The following is a 14,376-nucleotide window of genomic DNA, read 5'->3' as shown; positions in this document are numbered from 1 at the left end:
GGCGGCGGCGCAGGGGCCGGCTCCGGCACCACGACCGGCTCGGGCTTGGGCGGCGGCGGCGCGGGCTCCGGCGGTGTCGGCTGAACCTTCGGCGGCTCCGGCGGCGGCGGCTCCGGCTTGGGCTCCGGCTTCGGCGCCTCGGCCTTGGGCGGCGGCGCCGGCTGCGGCTTCGGCGCCTCCACCTTCTCGGGCTCCGGCCGCGGATTGGTTTTCTCCGCCACCGGGGCGAGCTCGACCACCATCACCTGCGGCTCCGGCAACGGCGGATCGGGCGCCAGGAAGGGCAGCCCGACGAGGGCGAGAGCGATGACGACGACATGCAGCGCCGTGGAGGCGCCGAGTGCCGTTTTCATGCCCTGCTCGTCGAACATTGCCCGATCGCTCCTTGGCCTAGCGCGAACCCGTCTTGCGCGGCGCCGGCGTCGCGCCGGCAGGCCCGCCCGACGGACCGCCCTGGGGCAGCTGGTTAATCAGGGCGACCTTGTTGAAGCCGCCCTCGTTCAACGCGCCCATCACCTCCATCACGCGGCCATAGGCGATGCCTTTGTCGCCACGCACGAAAATCCGTCGCTCCAGGTCGTTCTTGGCGATCGCCTGCAGCCGGGCGGCCAGCTCGTCTAGCTCGACCTTGGTTTCCATCAGGTAGATTTGTCCCTGAAGGTCGATCGAGACGGTGATCGGCTCGTCGCTGCCCTTGATGTTGGGGGTGGCTGCTTTCGGCAGGTCGACGGTGACGCCGACCGTGAGCAGCGGCGCCGTCACCATGAACACGATCAGCAGCACCAGCATGACGTCGACGAACGGCGTCACGTTGATCTCGGCCATCGGCGGCCTTCGGCGGCCGTGGCGCGTCGGTTTCTGGATCGCCGCCGCCATGTCAGGCCGCCTCCTCGTCGATCTGACGGGAGAGGATGGCCTGGAACTCGCCGGCAAAGCCTTCCAGCCGCGTCGAATAGCGCCCGAGATCGGCGGTGATCTTGTTGTAGGCGATCACCGCCGGGATGGCGGCGACCAGGCCGAGCGCGGTAGCGAACAGCGCCTCGGCGATGCCCGGCGCGACCACGGCGAGCGAGGTGTTCTTCGACTGCGCGATCGAGTGGAAGCTGTTCATGATGCCCCAGACGGTGCCGAACAGGCCGACGAAGGGCGCGGTGGAGCCCACCGTCGCGAGGAAGCCGACATAGCGCTCGAGCCGCTCCATCTCGCGGTCGATGGTGACGCGCATGACCTGGGCGACGCGCTGCTGCACGCCGCCCATCATCGCTTCGGCGCGGGCGATGCCGCGCTCCGACGAGCGGCGCCATTCCCGCATGGCGGAGACGAACAGCACCGCCATCGGGTGGTCGGCGCGCACGCCGACCCGGTCGGCCAGCTGGTCGAGCGAGCCGCCCGACCAGAAGTCGTTCTCGAACTTGTCGGCGGCCTGGGCGACGCGGCGCAGCTTCAGCATCTTCTCGATGATGATGGCCCACGACCAGACCGAAGCGACGAACAGCATAACCATGACGATCTTCACGATGATGTCGGCCTGCAGGAACAGGCTCCAGATCGACAGATCGGCGCTGATCGGCATTGATCCCGCGAGCGGCGTCGCGGCAACTTCCCTATCCATTTCTCAACTGTCCCCGGATTGAGTTTCGATGAGCGGGTTGAGCGAAGCGCGCACCTCGGCGGGCAACCGCCGCGGCCGACCCGCGCGATCGATGCAGGCGATGCGAACCATGGCCCGGGCGAGGTCCTCCCCCTCGCGGCGGACGGTCTGCAGCGCTGACATGCTGGCGCCTCGAAGCTCGGTGAGGCGGGAGCGGACCTCGATCTCGTCGTCGAGACGGGCCGGCTTCAGATAGTCGAGATTGAGCGTGCGCACGGTGAGCGCGACGCCATCGCGGTCCCACATATCCTGCTGGCGCAGGCCCGCTAGGCGCAGGAGGTCGCTACGGCCGCGCTCGATGAAGCGCAGGTAGTTGGCGTAGTAGACGATGCCGGAGGCGTCCGTGTCCTCCCAATGCACGCGCATGGGCAGCACGTGCTCGCCACCTTCGATATGCCCCATAGTCGGCCGTTCACGCATCGGCCGCTTCCTCGTCCTCGAGCAGGCCGAGCTGCTCCGGCCCCCGCTTCGGCGCAGCAAGGCCGAGATGGCCGAAGGCACCGGCCGCCAGCACCCGCCCGCGCGGCGTCCGCTGCACCAGGGCGAGCTGGATCAGATAGGGCTCGATGATGTCTTCGATGGCGTCGCGCGGCTCCGACAGAGCCGCGGCGATGGTCTCGATGCCGACCGGACCGCCGCCGTAATTCTCGGCGATGCAGCGGAGATAGCGCCGGTCCATGGCGTCAAGGCCGAGGCGGTCGACTTCCAGCCGCTCCAGCGCCGCATCGGCCTTCGCCCGGTCGATCTCGGCGGCGCCGGCGACCAGTCCGAAATCGCGCACCCGGCGCAGCAGCCGGCCCGCCACGCGCGGCGTGCCGCGGGCGCGGCGCGCGATCTCGCTGGCGCCGTCCGGCGTCAGGCTCAGTCCGAAGATGCGGGCGCCGCGGCGCACGATGCTTTCCAATTCCTCCGGTGCGTAGAATTCCAGCCGGCAGGGAATGCCGAACCGCTCGCGCAAGGGCGTCGTGATCAACCCCGACCGCGTGGTCGCCCCGACCAGGGTGAAGGGCGGCAGGTCGATGCGCACCGAGCGCGCGGCCGGGCCCTCGCCGATGATCAGGTCGAGCTGGAAGTCCTCCATGGCAGGATAAAGAATCTCTTCTACGGCAGGATTAAGGCGGTGAATCTCGTCGATGAAGAGAACGTCGCGCGGCTCCAGATTGGTCAGCAGAGCGGCCAGATCGCCGGCTTTGGCGATCACCGGGCCGGAAGTCGCCCGGAAGCCGGCGCCCATTTCGCGGGCGACGATCTGCGCAAGCGTGGTCTTGCCGAGGCCCGGCGGCCCGTGGAACAGCACATGGTCCAGCGCTTCGCCGCGCTGTTTCGCGGCGTCGATGAAAACCCTGAGGTTCTCCCGCACGCGGCGCTGGCCGACGAAATCCTCCAGCACCTGCGGGCGGACCTGGGCTTCCAGCTCGTCGCCCTCACGCTTCTTTGAAGTGAGCAGCCGCTCCGCGCTCATCGGCCGAGCTCCCGGAGGCCGGCGCGGATCAGCTCGGCCACGCTGGCATTGCCGTTCGACTGTGTCGCTTTTGCCACGGCGGCGAAGGCCTCGGCACGGCGATAGCCGAGATTGACCAGGGCGGAGACGGCATCGCCCGCCGCGCCGGGCACCGCCACCACGTCCGCCGCGGCGGGTCCGAGCGCGACCTGGCCTGCCTTGTCCTTCAGCTCGGCCGCGATGCGCTGGGCCAGCTTCTGGCCGACGCCGGGCGCGCGGGCCAGCATCGCCTTGTCCTGCGCCGCGACCGCGCGCGCCAGCTCGTCCGGCGCGAAGGCCGAGAGCACGCCGAGCGCGAGCTTGGCGCCCACCCCCTGCACGCTCTGCAGATGTCCGAACCAGGCTTTCTCCCCCGCGTCACGGAAGCCGTAGAGCCGGATCGCGTCTTCCCGCATCTGCGTCTCGATCAGCAGCCGCGCCGGCTCGCCCGGCCGCATGTCGCGGAGTGTGCGGGCCGAGCAGGCGACGACATAGCCGACGCCGCCGACATCGACGATCGCCTCGGTCTCGCCGACGCTGTCGACGACACCGGAGAGCTTGCCGATCATGCCGAGGCTCCCGTCTTGGCTCCGGCGAGGACGGGCGCCGCATGCCAGCGGCTGAGGCTCGCCGCATGATGCGCATGGCAGATCGCCACCGCCAGCGCGTCGGCCGCATCGGCGCCGTTGATGCCGACACCCGGCAGCAGCCGGCGCACCATGGCGTGGATCTGGTCCTTGTCGGCATGGCCGGTGCCGACCACCGACTTCTTGATCAGGTTCGGCGAATATTCGTGCACCGGCAGTCCGGCCTGGGCCGGCGCCAGCAGCACCACGCCGCGCACCTGGCCGAGCTTGAGCGTGGAGCCGGGATTGCGGTTGACGAAGGTCTCCTCCACCGCCGCCGTGTCGGGTTTCTGCGCGCGCAGCACCGCGACCACGCCGGTATGGATCTGCAGCAGCCGCTCGGCGAGGGTTGCCGAGCCGTCCGAGGTGACGGCGCCGTTGGCCACATGGCGCAGCCGGTTCCCCTGCGCCTCGATCACGCCCCAGCCGGTCGAGCGCAAGCCGGGATCGAGGCCGATCAGGAGCATGACGTGGCACTCCCTCCCTCGCCTTGCGCAGCAAGGTGGGGGAGGGCTGGGGTGGGGGTGGTTGCCGCGAAAGTGGCCTTGCGCCAAGCCGGCGCCGCCCCCACCCAAACCCTCCCCCACGCCACTTGGTAGCGCGGGGGAGGGCTTATTGGGCGGAGGCGCATCGTCACGCCGAGAGCTTCCGCATGACGTCGTCGGCAATCTCGAAATTGGCGTAGACGTTCTGCACGTCGTCGCTGTCTTCCAGCACCTCCAGCATTTTGATGAGCGACTGGGCGCGCTCCTCGTCCACCGCGACCTGGTTCTGCGGCCGCCACACGACCTTGGCCTCGCCCGCCTCGCCGAAGCGCTTCTCCAGCGCGTCCTTCACGGCGAAGAAATCCTCTGCCTTGCAGGCGACGCGGTGGGTCTCGGTCTCGCTCACGCAATCGTCGGCGCCGGCTTCGATCGCCGCCTCCAGCACATCGTCGGCGGAGCCGACCTTGGCCGGATAGATGATCTCGCCCACACGGTCGAACATGAAGGCGACCGAGCCGGTCTCGCCGAGCGACCCGCCATGCTTGGAGAAAGCGGCCCGCACCTCGCCTGCGGTGCGGTTGCGATTGTCGGTCAGCGCCTCGACGATGACGGCGACGCCGCCCGGGCCATAGCCCTCGTAGCGGATCTCCTCGTAGTTATCGCCTTCGGTGCCGCCGGCGCCGCGCTTCACCGCCCGGTCGATGGTGTCCTTGGTCATGTTGGCCGCGCGCGCGGCAATGATGGCGGCGCGCAGCCGCGGATTGGCCGCCGGATCGGGCAGGCCGCTCCGCGCCGCGGTGGTGAGCTCGCGGATCAGCTTGGTGAACACCTTGGCGCGCTTGGCATCCTGCGCGCCTTTGCGGTGCATGATGTTCTTGAACTGCGAATGGCCTGCCATGGGGCGTGTCTGTCCTGCTGGTCGAGAGGCTCCCAGGGCACGAGTCGTCGACGGGATCTGGCCCGAAACCGGCGATCTATACCACATTTAGTAGCGCGCGAGCTTGGATCGCTAGCAGTGCTTTGTGGCAACAATTCGACTGGCGGGCCACGCCGGCGCTTCCGCCGCGGGTTGGCGGCGTTATAGCCGGGGCGGCGGGCCGGGCAAGGCCCGCGCGCGACGTCCCGCCCTCGCGGCCGACAATGTGACGTCTTTGCAGGCAATTGCTGTCGAGCGGGCAACCGCCCGCCGACATGGCCCGGCCATCGGCACCAATCCGGGCATGGCATGCCCCTTGCTGCATCGCGCCGGGAGATCCCGGTCGGGGGGCGCGTTGACGGCAACGGCGATGATCACCGGCGACAGGCTGGCTGCCAGTACAGCGGCGGGCAGCCGCGCGCGCGGCAATACCGTCGACCTGGAAGGCATCGTGCACCGCTATGGCGGGCTGAAAGCCGTCGACGACGTGTCGCTCAACATCGAGGCGGGGGAGATCGCCGCCCTGCTCGGCCCGTCCGGCTGCGGCAAGACCACCCTGCTCCGGGTCATCGCCGGCTTCGTGCGGCAGAGCGCCGGGCGCGTGCTGGTCGACGGGCGCAGCATCGACGACCTGCCGGCCAACCGGCGCAATGTCGGCATCGTGTTCCAGAACTATGCCCTGTTCCCGCACATGACGGTGGCGGAGAACGTGGCCTACGGCCTGGCGGCACGCGGCATCGGCCGGGCCGCGCGGGCGCCGCTGGTCGACCGCTTCCTCGATGTGGTCCAACTCAAGGCGCTGAAGGACCGGCTGCCGAAGCAGATCTCCGGCGGGCAGCAGCAGCGCGTGGCGCTGGCCCGCGCGCTGGCGGTGGAGCCGAGCGTGCTGTTGCTCGACGAGCCGTTCAGCGCGCTGGACAAGGGGCTGCGCCTCGACATGCAGATCGAGATCAAGCGGCTGCAGCGCCAGTTCGGCCTGACCGCGATCCTGGTCACCCACGATCAGGAGGAGGCGATGAGCGTCGCCGACCGCATCGCGGTGATGCACAAGGGCCGGGTCGAGCAATACGACACGCCGAGCGCGGTCTACGACCGCCCCGCCACGCCCTTCGTCAATAGCTTCATCGGCACCACCAACCTGCTGCCGGGCCGCGTGATCGGCCGCGAGGGCGGCAGCGCCTTGATCGAGCTGGATGCCGGTGCCGTGCTCGCCGTACCGGTGGAGGCAAGCATCGCGCACGGTATGCGGGTTCAGGTCTCGGCCCGACCGGAGCATCTGGAGCTGCACGCGACCGCGGCGCCGGATCGCCTGCCGGTGCAGGTCGGCCTGGTGGTGCCGCTCGGCCCGACCGCGGTGCTGGATCTGCGCATGCGCGACGGCGCCGGCATCAAACTGTCCGACCGCCGGACCGACAGCCTGCCGGCGGTCGGCGCGGCGCTCCATTGCGGCTTCCGGGCCGATGCCAGGCCCTCCGTCTTTCCGCTCGCAACCAACTGAACAAGGGGATGCCGATATGACCTTCTCTGCTTTCGATCGCCGCGCCTTCCTCGGCGCGATGGCTGCCGGGGGCAGCCTCGTGCTGGCGGGGCGGCCCGCCTTTGCCAAGGGCTCCGTCACCGCCGCGATGTATCCGGGATCCTGGGAGGAGGCTTTCCGCAAGATCGTGGTGCCGGCGCTGAAGACGTCCAAGGATGTCGAGCTGGAGATGCAGCCGCTCTATGCCGTGGACCAGATCGCCAAGGCCTCGGCCGCGCGCGGCGCGCCGCCCTTCGACACCTTCGTGCTGGATCCGGGGCCGCGCGTCTCGGGCCTCGACAAGGGCCTCTACGAGAAGTTCGACGCCAAGAAGCTGACCAATCTCGGCAAGCTGCCGGAAGGCCTCGTCGACGAGTGGGGCGCGACGGTCGCCGCCCAGGTGGTGGGCATGGCCTATAACCCGAAGAAGCTGCCGCCGCCGAAGAACTGGACCGACCTGTTGAAGGAGCCCTGGGTCTCCCGGCTCGGCCTGACCGGGTTCCAGACCACCTTCGGCACCGTCTCCATCATCGAGATCGCCAAGATGTATGGCGGCTCCGAGACCAACGTCGAGCCGTTCTTCACCGAGATCAAGAAGGTGCTGCCGAAGATCGCCACCATCGGCGCGCCGGCGGCGATGGCCGGCCTGTTCCAGCAGGGCCAGTGCGATGTGATCTATGCCAACACGCAGACCGTCTCGACCCTGAAGAGCCGCGGCGTCGACATCGCCTTCGCCAAGCCGGAGACCGGCGCGGTCGCCTTCTTCACCACCATGCACATCGCCAAGGGCGCGACCGAGGTGGAGAACGTCTACAAGTACATCGACACGGTGATCAGCGCCGGTGTGCAGACCGAGCTCGCCAAGTCGCCCTACAACTTCGTGCCGGTCAACAAGGATGTGGCGCTCGGGTCCGACCTGCCGATGAAGAACCTGGACGAGATGTCCAAGTTCGTGCGGCACGACTGGGCCAAGATCAATCCGCTGCGCGCCGGCTGGATCGAGCGCTTCAACAAGGAAGTGGCGAAGTGACCATTGCCATCGCCGGCGGCGCGCTCGACGCCGCCGGCACGGGCGGCCGGCGATGGCTCGCCGAGTGGCAGCTCGCGCTGCCGCTCGGCCTCGCCTTCACCGGCTTCTTCCTGGCACCGCTGCTGATCCTGGCGGTGGTCAGCGCCTTCGACGACGAGCAGATCACCCGGATCGGCTTCGCCCAGTGGATCAAGTTCCTGGGCGATCCGTTCTACTGGAAGGTGATCTTCGACACGCTCAAGCTCGGCCTGCTCACCGTCGGCGCCACGGTGCTGGTCGGCTATCCGCTGGCGCTGGTCTATCTCGGCGCACGGCCCGCCTTGCAGCGCATCCTGCTCTTCATCGTGGTGCTGCCGCTGCTCACCTCGGTCGTGGTGCGCACTTTCGCCTGGATCGTGATCCTGGGCCGCGAGGGCGTGATCAATGGCGTGGTCATGGCGCTCGGCCTCGCGCCGGCGCCGCTCCGCCTGCTGCAGACCGAGTTCGGCCTGGTGCTGGCGCTGACCCAGATCGAGATGCCGCTGATGCTGCTACCGCTGCTCAGCGTGATGAGCCGGATCGACCCCAACCTGATGAGCGCCTCGGCCGCGCTCGGCGCCTTGCGCTGGCGCACGCTGTTCCGCGTCATCCTGCCGCTCAGCGTTCCGGGCCTGATGGGGGGCTGCCTGCTGGTCTTCGCCAGCTCCACCACCGCCTTCATCTCGCAATCGGTGATCGGCGGCGCGCGGCTGGTCTATCTGCCGCTCCTGATCTGGCAGCAATCGCTGGTGGTCTACAACTGGCCGCTCGCCTCGGTCGCGGCGCTGACCCTGCTGATCTCGGTCACCGCCTGCATCGCGGCGATCTCGCTCATCGGCCGCAAGATCGCGAGGCATGTCGATGGGTAGGCGGATGAGCGTCGCCGACATTTCCTATGTGCTGGCGATCGGCGGCCTCGCCACCGTCGCGCTCACCATCCTGGTCGGGCCGGTCGTGATCGTGCTGCTGACCTCGTTCGGCGACAGCCAGAGCCTGAAATTCCCGCCGCCCGGCCTGACCACCAAGTGGTACGAGGCGCTGTTCGACGCGTCGCAATCGCGCCAGATCCACCGCGCCGCCGGCAACACGCTATGGGTGGCGGGCTGCGCCACCGCCGGTGCCATCCTGTTCGGCACGCTCGCCGCGCTCGGCCTGGCGCGCAGCCGCTCGCGCCTCGCCCGCATCGCCGACACCGCCTTCATGTCGCCGCTGGTGCTGCCCGGCCTCGCCTTCGGCCTGGCGGCGTTGATGTACTTCACCTTCCTCGGGCTCCGCCCCTCGCTCGAGCTGATCATGCTGGGCCATGCCGTCGTCATCGTGCCATTCGTGCTGCGCACCGCCTCGGCGAGCCTGAGCCAGCTCGACCCCGCCTTGCTCGAAAGCTCGGCCAGCCTCGGCGCCAGCTGGCTCTACACGCTTCGGCGCGTCACCCTGCCGATCATTGCGCCCGGCATCGTGGCCGGCGGCTTCCTCGCCTTCATCGCCTCGATGGACAACGTACCGGTCTCGCTGTTCCTGGCCGGGCCGCGCAGCGACATGCTGCCGATCCGGCTTTGGGGCATGATGGAGAGCACACTGGACGTCCGCGTCGCCGCGGTTTCGGGCATCATGGTGGCGAGCGTGCTGGGCCTGATGCTGATCATGGAGCGCTTGGTCGGCCTGACCCGGCGCATGCGGGACTGACGGGGCAGACAATGCGGATCGTGGCGGAACCCTTGAACGCGGCGGCCTTCGCGCCCTTCGGCGACGTGCTGGCGCCGCCGGCGGAACGTGGCCGCGACTATTTCGATGCCGGCCTCGGCAATGCCCGCGCGGGCGCGCGGCCGAGCCTGTCGATGAGCCGGGTCGCGCCGCTGGCGGCGCTGCCGCTCAAGGCGACCATGCTGGAGCGGCACGAATTCTCCTCCCAGAGCTTCGTGCCGCTCGACGTGGCGCGCTGGCTGGTGATCGTCGCGCCGGCGGCGCCTGGGGGCGGCCCGGATGCCGCCAGGGCGCGCGCCTTCGTCGCCGGCCCAGGCCAGGGCATCACCTATCATGTCGGCACCTGGCATCACGGCCTGACCGTGCTGGACCGCGAGGCACGCTTCGCCGTGTTCATGTGGCGCGACGGCAGCCACGGCGACGAGGAATTCGTGCCGCTGTCGACGCCGTTCGACGTCGTGCTGCCGGACTGAAGAGGAGCGCCGCATGCTGCCCGGCTATGACCGCGACCTGATCGGCTATGCCGGCAACCCGCCGGACCCGAAATGGCCGAACGGCGCCCGCCTCGCCGTCAACTTCGTGATGAACTACGAGGAAGGCTCCGAGCCCTCGGTGCAGGACGGCGAGGACCACAGCGAATGGGGCCTGACCGAAGGCGCCATGGCACAGATCCCGAAGGGCCGCGACCTCGCCGCCGAGAGCATGTTCGAATATGGCAGCCGGGTCGGCTTCTGGCGGCTCACCCGGCTGTTCCGCGAGCGCGGCCTGCCGATGACGGTGTTCGGCTGCGCGCTGGCGCTGGAGCGCAATCCCTCCGCCGCGCAGGCGATCCGCGATGCCGGTTTCGATGTGTGCAGCCATGGCTGGCGCTGGATCAAGCACTGGGAGCTCAGCGAAGAAGAGGAGCGCGACCATATCCGCAAGGCGGTGCAGAGCATCCAGCGCACCACGGGCGAGCGCCCGCTCGGCTGGTATTGCCGCTATGGGCCGAGCGTGAACACGCGGCGGCTGGTCGCCGAGGAAGGCGGCTTCCTCTACGATTCGGACGCCTATAACGACGAGCTGCCCTATTGGCGCACGGTGTCGGGCAAGCCGCATCTGGTGGTGCCGTATTCGCTGACCAACAACGACGGCAAGATGATGACCCAGGCCGGCACGGGCGAGCAGTGGTTCGGCTTCGTGCGCGACGCCTTCGACATGCTCTATGCCGAAGGTGCTGCGCAGCCGACGATGATGTCGGTCGGCCTGCACATGCGGCTGATCGGCCATCCGGCGCGCGCCAGCGGTCTGCAGCGCCTGCTCGATCACGTGATGAAGCATGACGGCGTCTGGATCACCCGCCGCCTCGACATCGCCCGCCACTGGATCGCGACGCATCCCTATCCGGGCAAGGGGCTGAACGAGTAGCGACGGCGTTTACTGCCGCGCCATCTCCGCCTTGCCGACGCCCTCGCCGTCGAGCGACTGGTCGTCGTCCATCGTCACCGTCACCTTGCGCAAGCGGCCGGTGAAGGCGAAGGGCGCGGGGTAGTCGGCGACCGGGCTGCCGCGGTCGAGGCCGATATCGAGGCCGGACCACGATATCAGCATGTTGAAGCCGATCTCGCTCTCGACGGTGCCGGCGGCGACGCCGTCGATCAACAGCGTGCCGATGCGCCTGCCCTTGACGTTGCGCATGCGGAAGCCGAGCCGGCGGTCGCCCGCCTCGACCTTGCGGTCCGAGACCACCGTCACATGCTTGCCGCCGATATTCATGTCGTGCGCCAGGCGGCCGTCGCGCAGGTAGAGGCTATAGCCCGATGTCGCATCGCCATGCGCGATCAGCACGCCCTCGCTGCCGGCATCGACCCGCGCGTCGGCCTCGATCGTGTAGCTGCGGCTGCGCACGTCGGGCGCCACATCGGTCGGCACATGGCCCATGCCGCGATGGAAGACGAACTTCTTGCGGTCGCCGTGGAAGCGCGCCGCGTTCTCGGCGAAGCGCGGGCCGAAGCGGTCGTCGAGCGGCAGCACCCGGCATTTCGCCGCCACCTCCCACCAGAGATCGATCATCGCCTTGAGCCGCTCCGGCTCGCGCTCGGCAAGATCGTCGACCTCGTTGAAATCGCGGTCGAGATGGAACAGCTCCCACTTGTCGCCCTCGAACGGGCTGCCGGAGGGATGGAAGGCGACCAGCTTCCAGCCCTGGTGCCAGAGCCCGCGATGGCCGAACATCTCGAAATACTGCGGACCCTTCCGCGGCGGCGCCTTGGCGTCCTTCAGCGAGGCGGCGAAGCTTTCGCCTTCGAGCGGCATCTGCCCGACGCCGGCAATCTGTGTCGGCGGCGCGACGCCGATGACATCGAGCAGGGTCGGCACCAGGTCGGAAGCATGGGCGAACTGGTGGCGCAGCTCGCCGCGCGCCGGCACGCCGCTTTTCCACGAGACCACCAGCGGGTCGCGGATGCCGCCGCCATGGGTGTTCTGCTTGTAGCGGCGGAGCGGCGTGTTCGCGGCCATGGCCCAGCCGAGCGGGAAGTTCGAATGCGTATCGGGCCCGCCGATATCGTCGATGCGGCGGATCTTCTCGTCCATGGGCTCCGGCTTGCCGTTGAACGGGCCCATGGCGTTGACGAAGCCGTTCGGGCCGCCTTCCTGGCTGGCGCCGTTATCGGACATGACGATGACCAGCGTGTCGTCGCGCAGCCCCGCGCTTTCCAGGAATCCGATCAGCCGCGCAAGATGCCGGTCGGCGTGATCGAGCATGGCCGCATAGGCGCCTTGCAGCCGCGCGAACAGGCGCCGCTCGTCGGCGCTGTGCTCGCTCCAGGCCTTCACGAAGTCGTTGCGCGGCGGCACCTTGGTTCCGGCCGGCACAATGCCGAGCTCGATCTGGCGCGCGAGGCGCTGCTCGCGCTCCGCGTCCCAGCCGTGCTGGAACAGCGCATCGTATTTCAGGATCAGCTCGCGCGGCGCTTGATGCGGCGCATGCGCCGCGCCGAAGGCGAGCCAGGTGAGCCAGGGCATGTCCGGGCGGTCGGCATTGTGGTCGGCGATGAAGCGGATCGCCTGGTCGACCAGATCCTCGGTCAGGTGATAGCCGGTCTCGTAGGTGCCGGGCGGCGTGACCGGGGTGTTGTCGCGCACGAGTTCCGGCGCGTATTGGTCGGTCTCCGCATCCATGAAGCCGTAGAAGCGGTCGAAGCCACGGCCGAGCGGCCAGCCGTCGAACGGCCCGGTCGAGCCGGTCTCGGTCAAGGGCGTCACATGCCACTTGCCGACCATGTAGCTCGTATAGCCGTGCGGCTTCAGCATTTCGGCAACGGTACCCGCCTCGCGCGCGATCTTGCCGCGATAGCCGGGAAAGCCGCTGTCGAAATTGGCCAGGCAGCCCATGCCGACGGAATGGTGGTTGCGCCCGGTCAGCAGTGCCGCGCGTGTGGTGGAGCACATCGCGGTGGTGTGGAAGCTGGTATAGCGGAGCCCTTCGGCGGCGAGCCGGTCGATGGTCGGCGTTGCGATCGGCGAGCCGTAGCAGCCGAAATCTGAGAACCCGACATCGTCGAACAACACCACCAGGATATTGGGCGCGCCCTGGGGCGGCTTCGCGCGCTCCGGCCACCAGCCGGTCGACTCGCGATAGGTGTTGCCGATCTTGCCTTTGAACTCGCCCATCGGTCGTTTCCCCCGGACCACTTTGTCGCGGTTCTAGCACGATGGCCGGCTCAGCCGTCCACCTCGCGCTCGCGCCAGATCAGGCCGGACAGGCCGACCGCCGCGATCAGCGCACCGCAGCCTGTCACCGTCGCGGCCGAGCCGATGCCGGCGAAGAGCCAGGTGCCAGCCGCGCTGCCCAGCATCATCGACCCTGCGATCAGCGAGATGCGCAGCCGCAGCACGCCGGCGAGGTCGATGCCGGCGAAGCGGGTCTGCACCAGGGTCGACATCGGCAGGAAAAAGATCGGCCCGCCGAAACCCGCCACCGCCGCCGCCAGCATCGCCAGCGGCAGGGCGAAGGGCTCCGGCGGCAGCAGCAAGGCCGGCGGCAGCAGCGCCAGCCCAATGCCCATGCCGACATAGCCCGCATGCATGAACGTCCAGGGCCGGCGCGGGCGGCGCGCCGAAACGATCAGGTTGGACAGGAGATCGGCGCCGCCATAGGCGCCGAGCAGCAGACCGACCGCGACGAGCCCGCCGGCGCCTTCGCTGCGGTGCTCCGCCACCAGCATCGGGATGCCGAGCGTGACGCCGAGCGCCCAGGCCATCACCGCCAGCGTATTGGCGGCGAGGATCCGGCGCATCAGCCGGTCGCGCCGGACCACGCCGAAGCCGTGCAGCATGCGGGCGATGGGCGAGGCCGGCAGCGCGACCGGCGCCACCGGGTCGAGCGCATTGCCCAACCTGAACAACGCGGCTGCCGATGCCAGGAAGGACAGCGCATTCAAGGTCAGGAGATGGATCACCGGCAGCACCGGCGCCAGCGCCCCGGCCAGCACCGGCGCGGCGAAGCGCGACAGGCGCACGGTCGCGTCGATCAGCCCGTTGGTCGCCTGGATGCGCTCCGGCGTGCGGGCGAGCCGGGGCACGCCGGCATAGAGCAGCGGATCGAAGATCGAATGCAGCGCCGACAGCACGACGACCGAGAGGACCAGTACCGGCATGGTGAGCCCGACGGTCAGCGCCAGCACCACCGGCGTGAGCGTCACCACGGCACGGGCGAGATCGGTCGCGATCATCGTCGCCCGGGGCGGCAGGCGGTCGACGAACAGGCCGGCGGTCAGGCTCATCAACACCACGGCGGCCTGGCCCGCCGCGGGCACGAAACCCGCATCGGTGCCGGCGATATCGATCGCCAGCCAGACGATGCCGATACCATAGAGCTGGCTGCCCAGCGCCGAGGTCGCGAGCCCCACCCATAATGTCCGCACCGGCCCGTCGCGGAGCAGGTCGATGAACGGGTGGCGCATCAATCAA

At 69.1% G+C, this 14,376-nt stretch carries 15 protein-coding genes and 1 pseudogene; 6 read left to right on the top strand and 10 right to left on the bottom strand.

The window, feature by feature from the left end; all coding sequences use genetic code 11:
- From DT074_RS28025 to DT074_RS10835, 8 genes and pseudogenes are all read right to left on the bottom strand, one after another.
- A pseudogene (locus DT074_RS28025) lies at window positions 1–371 on the bottom strand (hypothetical protein); the annotation flags it as partial.
- Between the two features lie 19 nt (window positions 372–390).
- Entirely contained in the window at window positions 391–876 is a 486-nt protein-coding gene (gene tolR / locus DT074_RS10865; protein ID WP_119419863.1) for a protein TolR, read from the bottom strand.
- A 1-nt stretch (window position 877) separates the two neighbouring features.
- Entirely contained in the window at window positions 878–1,612 is a 735-nt protein-coding gene (gene tolQ, locus DT074_RS10860; RefSeq protein ID WP_119419862.1) for a protein TolQ, read from the bottom strand.
- A 3-nt stretch (window positions 1,613–1,615) separates the two neighbouring features.
- A complete protein-coding gene (gene ybgC / locus DT074_RS10855) occupies window positions 1,616–2,071 on the bottom strand; it encodes a tol-pal system-associated acyl-CoA thioesterase (RefSeq protein ID WP_119419861.1) in 456 nt (151 codons plus the stop codon).
- A complete protein-coding gene (gene ruvB / locus DT074_RS10850; protein WP_119419860.1) occupies window positions 2,064–3,113 on the bottom strand; it encodes a Holliday junction branch migration DNA helicase RuvB in 1,050 nt (349 codons plus the stop codon). Before ruvB ends, ybgC begins: the two co-directional genes overlap by 8 nt.
- The gene (gene ruvA / locus DT074_RS10845; RefSeq protein ID WP_119419859.1) at window positions 3,110–3,700 is read right to left on the bottom strand and encodes a Holliday junction branch migration protein RuvA; all 591 of its coding nucleotides are present in this window, start codon (window positions 3,698–3,700) and stop codon (window positions 3,110–3,112) included. The genes ruvB and ruvA overlap by 4 nt, the downstream gene beginning before the upstream one ends.
- A complete protein-coding gene (gene ruvC, locus DT074_RS10840; RefSeq protein ID WP_119419858.1) occupies window positions 3,697–4,224 on the bottom strand; it encodes a crossover junction endodeoxyribonuclease RuvC in 528 nt (175 codons plus the stop codon). The genes ruvA and ruvC overlap by 4 nt, the downstream gene beginning before the upstream one ends.
- 166 nt (window positions 4,225–4,390) lie before the next feature.
- On the bottom strand, window positions 4,391–5,140 hold the full coding sequence (locus DT074_RS10835; RefSeq protein ID WP_119419857.1) for a YebC/PmpR family DNA-binding transcriptional regulator: 750 nt from the start codon (window positions 5,138–5,140) through the stop codon (window positions 4,391–4,393).
- 388 nt (window positions 5,141–5,528) lie between these two features.
- Here DT074_RS10835 and DT074_RS10830 point away from each other — a divergent pair, with 388 nt between their 5' ends.
- The 6 genes from DT074_RS10830 to DT074_RS10805 are packed head-to-tail and all read left to right on the top strand — an operon-like array spanning window position 5,529 to window position 10,830.
- Window positions 5,529–6,656 carry an ABC transporter ATP-binding protein gene (locus tag DT074_RS10830; RefSeq protein WP_119419856.1) on the top strand — a complete coding sequence of 376 codons (1,128 nt, stop codon included), beginning with the start codon at window positions 5,529–5,531 and terminating at the stop codon, window positions 6,654–6,656.
- A gap of 16 nt (window positions 6,657–6,672) precedes the next feature.
- Window positions 6,673–7,704, top strand: a complete 1,032-nt coding sequence (locus tag DT074_RS10825; protein ID WP_119419855.1) for an extracellular solute-binding protein — start codon at window positions 6,673–6,675, stop codon at window positions 7,702–7,704.
- The gene (locus DT074_RS10820) at window positions 7,701–8,591 is read left to right on the top strand and encodes an ABC transporter permease (protein ID WP_368744599.1); all 891 of its coding nucleotides are present in this window, start codon (window positions 7,701–7,703) and stop codon (window positions 8,589–8,591) included. The genes DT074_RS10825 and DT074_RS10820 overlap by 4 nt, the downstream gene beginning before the upstream one ends.
- 4 nt (window positions 8,592–8,595) lie before the next feature.
- Window positions 8,596–9,405 (top strand): ABC transporter permease, encoded by an 810-nt coding sequence (locus DT074_RS10815; protein ID WP_368744598.1) that lies wholly within the window; start codon window positions 8,596–8,598, stop codon window positions 9,403–9,405.
- Between the two features lie 20 nt (window positions 9,406–9,425).
- Window positions 9,426–9,896: an ureidoglycolate lyase gene (locus DT074_RS10810; protein WP_162914807.1), complete on the top strand. Its 471-nt coding sequence runs from the start codon at window positions 9,426–9,428 to the stop codon at window positions 9,894–9,896.
- Window positions 9,897–9,909: 13 nt separating this feature from the next.
- Window positions 9,910–10,830 (top strand): allantoinase PuuE, encoded by a 921-nt coding sequence (locus DT074_RS10805; RefSeq protein WP_368744597.1) that lies wholly within the window; start codon window positions 9,910–9,912, stop codon window positions 10,828–10,830.
- Between the two features lie 9 nt (window positions 10,831–10,839).
- Here the strand turns inward: DT074_RS10805 and DT074_RS10800 are convergent, their stop codons facing one another.
- Window positions 10,840–13,077: an arylsulfatase gene (locus DT074_RS10800; RefSeq protein ID WP_119419852.1), complete on the bottom strand. Its 2,238-nt coding sequence runs from the start codon at window positions 13,075–13,077 to the stop codon at window positions 10,840–10,842.
- A 50-nt stretch (window positions 13,078–13,127) separates the two neighbouring features.
- Window positions 13,128–14,369 (bottom strand): MFS transporter, encoded by a 1,242-nt coding sequence (locus DT074_RS10795; RefSeq protein ID WP_119419851.1) that lies wholly within the window; start codon window positions 14,367–14,369, stop codon window positions 13,128–13,130.
- Between the last annotated feature and the right edge of the window lie 7 nt (window positions 14,370–14,376).

It is taken from the genome of Desertibaculum subflavum (assembly GCA_003576705.1).
Lineage (GTDB): Bacteria > Pseudomonadota > Alphaproteobacteria > Ferrovibrionales > Ferrovibrionaceae > Desertibaculum > Desertibaculum subflavum.
The sequence above is the reverse complement of the archived record's forward strand: the minus strand, read 5'-3'. Positions and strand labels throughout refer to the sequence as shown.

Excerpts from the sequence above, each read along its gene's own strand:
- DT074_RS10800 (WP_119419852.1), bottom strand. The coding sequence starts at position 13,077 with ATGGGCGAGTTCAAAGGCAAGATCGGCAACACCTATCGCGAGTCGACC.
- ybgC (WP_119419861.1), bottom strand. The coding sequence starts at position 2,071 with ATGCGTGAACGGCCGACTATGGGGCATATCGAAGGTGGCGAGCACGTG.
- ruvB (WP_119419860.1), bottom strand. The coding sequence starts at position 3,113 with ATGAGCGCGGAGCGGCTGCTCACTTCAAAGAAGCGTGAGGGCGACGAG.
- DT074_RS10830 (WP_119419856.1), top strand. The coding sequence starts at position 5,529 with ATGATCACCGGCGACAGGCTGGCTGCCAGTACAGCGGCGGGCAGCCGC.
- ruvA (WP_119419859.1), bottom strand. The coding sequence starts at position 3,700 with ATGATCGGCAAGCTCTCCGGTGTCGTCGACAGCGTCGGCGAGACCGAG.
- DT074_RS10815 (WP_368744598.1), top strand. The coding sequence starts at position 8,596 with ATGAGCGTCGCCGACATTTCCTATGTGCTGGCGATCGGCGGCCTCGCC.
- DT074_RS10825 (WP_119419855.1), top strand. The coding sequence starts at position 6,673 with ATGACCTTCTCTGCTTTCGATCGCCGCGCCTTCCTCGGCGCGATGGCT.
- ruvC (WP_119419858.1), bottom strand. The coding sequence starts at position 4,224 with ATGCTCCTGATCGGCCTCGATCCCGGCTTGCGCTCGACCGGCTGGGGC.
- DT074_RS10795 (WP_119419851.1), bottom strand. The coding sequence starts at position 14,369 with ATGCGCCACCCGTTCATCGACCTGCTCCGCGACGGGCCGGTGCGGACA.
- DT074_RS10805 (WP_368744597.1), top strand. The coding sequence starts at position 9,910 with ATGCTGCCCGGCTATGACCGCGACCTGATCGGCTATGCCGGCAACCCG.
- tolQ (WP_119419862.1), bottom strand. The coding sequence starts at position 1,612 with ATGGATAGGGAAGTTGCCGCGACGCCGCTCGCGGGATCAATGCCGATC.
- tolR (WP_119419863.1), bottom strand. The coding sequence starts at position 876 with ATGGCGGCGGCGATCCAGAAACCGACGCGCCACGGCCGCCGAAGGCCG.
- DT074_RS10835 (WP_119419857.1), bottom strand. The coding sequence starts at position 5,140 with ATGGCAGGCCATTCGCAGTTCAAGAACATCATGCACCGCAAAGGCGCG.